Genomic DNA, 5,926 nt, shown 5'->3' on the forward strand with positions numbered 1-5,926 from the left:
GGCGCGACGCTTGCGCGCTGGTCGCGCGGGTGATCGCTGCCACGCGCGGCAAACCCGCGCGCCTTCGTCTTGCCGTTACTCGTCTTCCTCGCTTGCCATGAACGCGCGCATGAAGACGAGCGCGCCCCAGCCCCACATCGCGTTCGCCGCGAAGCCGACCGTGAGGCGCGGCAGCATGTTGCCGCTCGGCCAGATGCCGCGCAACGGGTCCACGACGAACACGCTCGCCGCCGTCAGCACCACGCCGCCGAAGACAAACGCCGGCACCCATGGCGCGCGGCGGTACGGCGCGACCCGCAGCAGCCATGCCATCAGCACCGCCCAGCACGCACTCCAGATCGCATTGGCGATGAACTCAGGCAGTCCGAGCGGCAGGAAGGGGGCGGTCGAAAAACCGCTCGGGTCGATCAGCGCGGCCGCGTGCATAAGCGCCAGCGTCGATTCACGAAAGAACAGGGATGCCAGAAAACCGGCGACAAACGGCAGAATAATTTTTTGCATGCATTGCATCCGCGAAGCACAGGCGGCGGGATTCGCAAAACCTGTACCGGACGATCTGAAAATGTGCGCCATTATATCGACCAGGATACGCGATCCGGCGCCGCGTGCATAAAGCGCAACACCTGTATGCCGGAGCGCCGGGCTAATCAGGAAAGCGGAAATCCTAAGCTCAAAAAAATCGTTCTAATGCCGCGGACCGGTCCATAGACTGCTTCCAGATGCAGACGGCGCGTGTGAGGCCGTCATTCGTTTAATCGGGCGCATTACGCGCACGTTGGGCGAGGGAAATCCGCCGCGACGTGGGCGTGATGTGGAAGTCCTGCTGCTGCCGGTCCGCACGCGCCCAGGATTGCACGCTTGTCGGCCCGGCGCTCAGCCGCTACAGCCGCTACCCGGCTGCGGGTGGCCTGAGTCCGCCGTCCGCTTTTCAATTTCTTTTCAGCGTCGCAGCGCGTTGCCGGAGGCCGGCTGGATGCACGCGGCCCGCGTGCGCGCGTCGTCCGCGCGCATCGTTTCGGTTCCGTTTTGAACAGGCAGGAGCATTAGATGAATGTGTTCTGGTTCATTCCGACTCACGGTGATAGCCGCTATCTCGGGACGTCCGAAGGCGCACGCGCAGCCGACTACGACTACTTCCGGCAGATCGCCGTCGCCGCCGATACCTTGGGTTACGAAGGCGTGCTGCTGCCGACCGGACGCTCATGCGAGGACGCGTGGGTCGTCGCGTCGAGCCTGATCGCCGCGACCCGGCGGCTGAAGTTTCTGGTCGCGATTCGCCCGGGGTTGTCGTCGCCGGGTCTCGCCGCACGTATGGCGGCGACCTTCGATCGGCTCTCGAACGGGCGCTTGCTGATCAACGTCGTGACGGGCGGGGACGCGGCCGAACTCGCGGGCGACGGCGTGTTCGTCGATCACGACACGCGCTATCAAATCACCGACGAATTTCTGCATATCTGGCGCAAGCTGCTCAGCGCATCGCATAGCAACGACGCGATCGATTTCGACGGCAGGCATCTGCAGTCGAAAGGCGGCAAGGCGTTATATCCACCGGTGCAGGCTCCGCATCCGCCGCTGTGGTTCGGCGGCTCGTCGGCGGCCGCGCACGACATCGCCGCTGAGCATATCGACACCTATCTGACCTGGGGCGAGCCGCCCGCGGCGGTCGCGACGAAGATCGCCGACATTCGCGCGCGCGCCGCCGCGCGTGGGCGGCAGATCCGCTTCGGCATCCGTTTGCACGCGATCGTGCGCGAGACCGAGGAAGAAGCGTGGGCCGCGGCGGACAAGCTGATCAGCAGGCTCGACGACGACACCATCGCGCGTGCGCAGGCCTCGTTTGCGAAGATGGATTCGGAGGGGCAGCGCCGTATGGCCGCCCTCCACGGTGGCCGGCGCGGCGGGCGCGAACAGCTGGAGGTCTACCCGAATCTGTGGGCCGGCGTCGGGCTCGTGCGCGGCGGCGCGGGCACGGCGCTGGTTGGCAATCCGGAGCAGGTGGCCGCGCTGATGAAGGAGTACGCGGCGCTCGGTATCGAGACCTTCATTCTGTCCGGCTATCCGCATCTCGAGGAATCGTATCGCTTTGCCGAACTCGTGTTTCCGTTGCTGCCGCAACGGCGCAGCAAGGTCGCGAATGGACCGCTGTCGGGGCCGTTCGGCGAGATCGTCGGCAACAACTATCTGCCGCAGGCGGCGAGCGCGAGCTGAGCGCGCAGAGCATGCCACGTTCGAATCGCCTTCGAATCACGTCCGACACATAACGGAGAAACGCCATCATGAGTCAAACTGCGTTGAGCGCGCAAACGCCGGCACGGGCCACGGCTCGCGCGCAGGCCGCACGCGCCGCCGGCGCGCTGCGCCGTCTCGGCACGCCTCTGCTGCCGTGGTTGATGCCGCTCGCGATTCTGCTCGCGTGGGAGATCGCTGCGCGCAGCGGCGCGCTGTGGACACGCGTGCTGCCCGAACCGTTGGCGGTCGTGAAGGCCGCGTGGTCGCTGATCCAGTCGGGGGAAATGTGGGCGGACGTGCGCGTCAGCACGTGGCGTGCGGTGTCGGGCTTCGCAATTGGTGGAGGCGTCGGCCTCGCGCTCGGACTGGCGACCGGACTCTTCCGGCCGGCCGAGGTCGCACTCGATTCGACCGTGCAGATGGTCCGCAACATTCCGGCGCTGGCGATGATTCCGCTCGTGATCCTGTGGTTCGGCATCGACGAGGAGGCGAAGGTGTTCCTCGTCGCTCTCGGGGTGTTTTTCCCGGTCTACGTGAACACGTTCCATGGCATCCGCTCGGTCGACGCGAATCTGATCGAGATGGCGCGCAGCTACGGTGTGAAAGGTTTTGCGCTGTACCGGGACGTGGTCCTGCCGGGCGCGTTGCCTTCGATCCTCGTCGGTGTGCGTTTCGCGTTGGGGCTGATGTGGGTCACGCTGATCGTCGCCGAGACCATTTCCGCGCAGTCGGGCATCGGCTACATGACGATGAACGCGCGCGAGTTCTTGCAAACCGATGTGGTGGTGGTCGGCATTCTGCTATATGCCGTGCTCGGCAAGCTCGCCGACGTGCTCGCGAAGCGCCTCGAGCGCGTGTCGCTGCGCTGGCATCCCGCCTATCAGCGAGGAGCGAAAGCATGAGCGCAACGACGTTGTCGACGACATTCGGCGGAATCGCGGGCAGCGATCTGGAAGCGGAACTGGCGCAGCCGCGGGTCGCGGATCACGATGCGCGCGAGGCGTTCGAGGTCGAGCGCGATGGCGCGGGCGCGCCGCGTCATGCGCCGCAGCGGGCGATCGGGAGGGAGTGGGGCGACGCTAGCGCGCCCGCCTCGGCGGGCGCTACGGCACGACCCGCCGACGCGCTAGCGCGCAACGACGTACGCGCCGCGGACGCTGCCGGAGATTACGCGGTGCAATTGCGCGGCGTCGGCAAGTGCTATGGCGAGCGCGAGGTGTTGTCCGGCTTTGATCTGTCGATCGAGCGCGGCAGTTTCGTCGCGATCGTCGGCCGCAGCGGTTGCGGCAAGTCGACCTTGCTGCGGCTCGTCGCCGGTCTGGAAGCGGCGAGCGCGGGCGTGCTCGAAAAACGCGCCGGCGACGGCGCCCCGCTCGATACGCGCATCATGTTTCAGGACGCGCGGCTGTTGCCGTGGAAGAGCGTGCTGCACAACGTGATGCTCGGACTGGGCCGCGGCGCGCGCGACGATGCTCGCGCGGTGCTCGCCGAGGTCGGGCTGCTCCAGCGCGCTGACGACTGGCCCGCGCAGCTGTCGGGCGGCCAGCGTCAGCGCGTCGCGCTCGCCCGTGCGCTTGTGCATCGCCCGCACCTGCTGCTGCTCGATGAACCGCTCGGCGCGCTCGATGCGTTGACGCGCATCGAAATGCATACGCTGATCGAGCGGCTGTGGCGCGAACATCGCTTTACCGCACTGCTCGTCACGCACGACGTGCACGAAGCGGTGGCGCTCGGCGACCGGATTCTGCTCGTCGAGGAAGGGCGCATTGCGCTCGATCAGCCGGTCGCGCTTGCACGCCCGCGCGCGCGGGCATCGGCGGGTTTCGCCGCGCTCGAAGAACACGTGTTGCAACGCGTGCTGAAGACGGCGCCAAATGAAGATGCGCTCGTCTGTCCCGCTGATGATCCGTACGGTGCGCCGACACCGGGCCGTGTTGCGCGGCCGACCGAGGTGCGCTGGGCCGTGTGACGGTGCCGGCCGATTGGTCCGCTTCGATTCGTTCCTGAATCCGCGCCGTTCCGTTTTAAACCTGAGACGCTTTTCTGGAGTTACCCCACATGAGTATTTCCGCTATCAACGTACGCAATCAGTTCAAGGGCAAGGTGAGGGAAATCATTCGCGGCTCGGTAGTGTCGGAAGTCGACGTCGAGACCCCGTTCGGCATCGTCACGTCGGTCATCACCACGCGCTCGGTCGACGAACTCGAACTGAAGGTCGGCTCGGAAGTGGTCGCGCTGGTGAAGTCGACGGAGGTATCGATCGCGCGGCTTTGAGCACGCGCGCGTGAGGCGAACGCCGCGCGGGGCTACTTCGCGTTCGCGCCGCTCGCGGGTGGCTCGCGCGACATCGGATCGTGGGTCGGCTTGGGCGGGCGCTTGACCGGCATGTTGTCCGGGTTGCTCGATCCGCCGGAACCCGACGCGGCCTCCGGTGGCTTCACCATCGGGGAGTGACTGTCCCCCGGAACGCCGGGAGCGGTCTGCGCGAAGGCGCGCGTGCCGCTCGCTAGCAGCGCAGCCAGCGCAATGCTGGCCGCTGTCAGTGTTGCCCGTGTGCGTTGCTTCATGCTGTTCTCCGTGGCGGTGTCGCGCGCGGCGCGGTAGCGTGTCGTGGATGAACACGGGGGCTGCGTGGACAGTTTGCCCGTAGCATGCGCTGTTCCGGGGCGGTCGTCGGCCCTTGTGTCACGCGGGTGCCGCTTTTCTTCAGCGTGCGATGGCGCGGTGACGTGAGGGTTGCGACGTTGCGCCTGTTCTCGTTGCACGCTTGCTTCAAACGCCAATTCCCAGCTTCAGCGCCTTCCCCGCGCCCTTTGTGGCGAGCGCGTACCTGTATCCGTCGATGAAAGTTGCTACGATGAATTGAGCACTCTGGCGGAGACGGCCATGTCCAAATCATTGAGTCCTGAAGCGGTCGAGGCATTGCGCCGTCTGAGCGATGTCGGCATCGGACAGACGGCGCCTCAACTCGCACAGTCCGTGATGGCGGAATTACTGGCGAGCGGTCTCGTCGCCGAAGCGGGGAGCGGTGAGGTCGAGATCAATTGCAGTGGACGGCAATACCTTTCCGGCGATTGCGATTGATCCGGATTGCCGCTGATTGATCGGTAGCTGAGTAGATCAGCGGTCCGGCGGTCCGGCGGCCCCACGCGGTCTGGTGCATCCAGCGGCACGTCGCAAGCGAATCGCGGGCAGTAACGGCGCTCGCGTGTTGGTTTGCGCGGTAAACGACACAAGGCGCCGGCATCGATACTGGATGCGCGGCGCCTCGTTAATCGCTGCCTTTGCAGGCAGCGGATGCAACGGTGCTGGTTGCGGCTTAGTGGCCGAAGAACACCGATTGCGGGCCCGAAACGGGTTCGCTACGGGTGCCCGACTGCGACGACACGCTGTTCACGCCACCGTACGCGTTCGATTGATTGTTGGCTTGTTCAGCAGCAACCGTCTGTGCGTTCTGGCCTTGTTGCGAAGCCGGTGCGCCCACCGACGGACGATAGAACGGTGCGGGGCCATAGCCGCTTGCAAAAGCGGGAGCGGCGATCGAGGCAGAAGCGGCAACCAGCAGGGCGGCGATGAGTTTGGTCTTCATGGTGTGACTCCGGTAACTTTCGACTTCGTTTCAGGAAGGCGTCGCAGGGGCCGGTGAGGTGTGTCTGCAACGTCGATGGGAGGCAGTGTATACCCCTACTATCGAAAA

8 protein-coding genes are annotated in these 5,926 nt (G+C 65.6%); 5 read left to right on the forward strand and 3 right to left on the reverse strand.

The genetic code is table 11. The annotated features are described in order from the left end of the window. Nucleotides 1–75 precede the first annotated feature (75 nt). On the reverse strand, nt 76–501 hold the full coding sequence (locus VGH68_RS14860; RefSeq protein WP_331604406.1) for a hypothetical protein: 426 nt from the start codon (nt 499–501) through the stop codon (nt 76–78). Between the two features lie 546 nt (nt 502–1,047). On the opposite strand from VGH68_RS14860, the gene ssuD reads away from it, so the two are divergent. The 4 genes from ssuD to VGH68_RS14880 all read left to right on the forward strand — a co-directional run bounded on the left by ssuD (nt 1,048) and on the right by VGH68_RS14880 (nt 4,503). Further along, nucleotides 1,048–2,208 (forward strand): FMNH2-dependent alkanesulfonate monooxygenase, encoded by a 1,161-nt coding sequence (gene ssuD / locus VGH68_RS14865; RefSeq protein ID WP_331604407.1) that lies wholly within the window; start codon nt 1,048–1,050, stop codon nt 2,206–2,208. Nucleotides 2,209–2,276: 68 nt separating this feature from the next. After that, on the forward strand, nt 2,277–3,131 hold the full coding sequence (ssuC, locus tag VGH68_RS14870) for an aliphatic sulfonate ABC transporter permease SsuC (RefSeq protein ID WP_331604408.1): 855 nt from the start codon (nt 2,277–2,279) through the stop codon (nt 3,129–3,131). After that, on the forward strand, nt 3,128–4,198 hold the full coding sequence (locus VGH68_RS14875; RefSeq protein WP_331604409.1) for an ATP-binding cassette domain-containing protein: 1,071 nt from the start codon (nt 3,128–3,130) through the stop codon (nt 4,196–4,198). Before ssuC ends, VGH68_RS14875 begins: the two co-directional genes overlap by 4 nt. An 89-nt stretch (nt 4,199–4,287) precedes the next feature. Further along, nucleotides 4,288–4,503: a TOBE domain-containing protein gene (locus VGH68_RS14880; protein ID WP_230560523.1), complete on the forward strand. Its 216-nt coding sequence runs from the start codon at nt 4,288–4,290 to the stop codon at nt 4,501–4,503. 32 nt (nt 4,504–4,535) lie between these two features. On the opposite strand, the gene VGH68_RS14885 is transcribed toward VGH68_RS14880, so the two are convergent. Continuing rightward, nucleotides 4,536–4,796, reverse strand: coding sequence for a hypothetical protein (locus VGH68_RS14885; RefSeq protein WP_331604410.1), 261 nt, complete (start codon nt 4,794–4,796; stop codon nt 4,536–4,538). A 319-nt stretch (nt 4,797–5,115) separates the two neighbouring features. Between VGH68_RS14885 and VGH68_RS14890 the strand changes: the two genes are divergently transcribed. After that, nucleotides 5,116–5,313, forward strand: coding sequence for a hypothetical protein (locus tag VGH68_RS14890; RefSeq protein ID WP_331604411.1), 198 nt, complete (start codon nt 5,116–5,118; stop codon nt 5,311–5,313). A gap of 235 nt (nt 5,314–5,548) precedes the next feature. Here VGH68_RS14890 and VGH68_RS14895 read toward each other — a convergent pair whose 3' ends face one another. Beyond that, complete coding sequence (locus VGH68_RS14895) at nt 5,549–5,818, reverse strand: hypothetical protein (protein WP_331604412.1); 270 nt, start codon at nt 5,816–5,818, stop codon at nt 5,549–5,551. Nucleotides 5,819–5,926: the final 108 nt, after the last annotated feature.

The organism is Paraburkholderia sp. (genome assembly GCF_036488505.1).
Classification (GTDB): Bacteria; Pseudomonadota; Gammaproteobacteria; order Burkholderiales; family Burkholderiaceae; genus Paraburkholderia.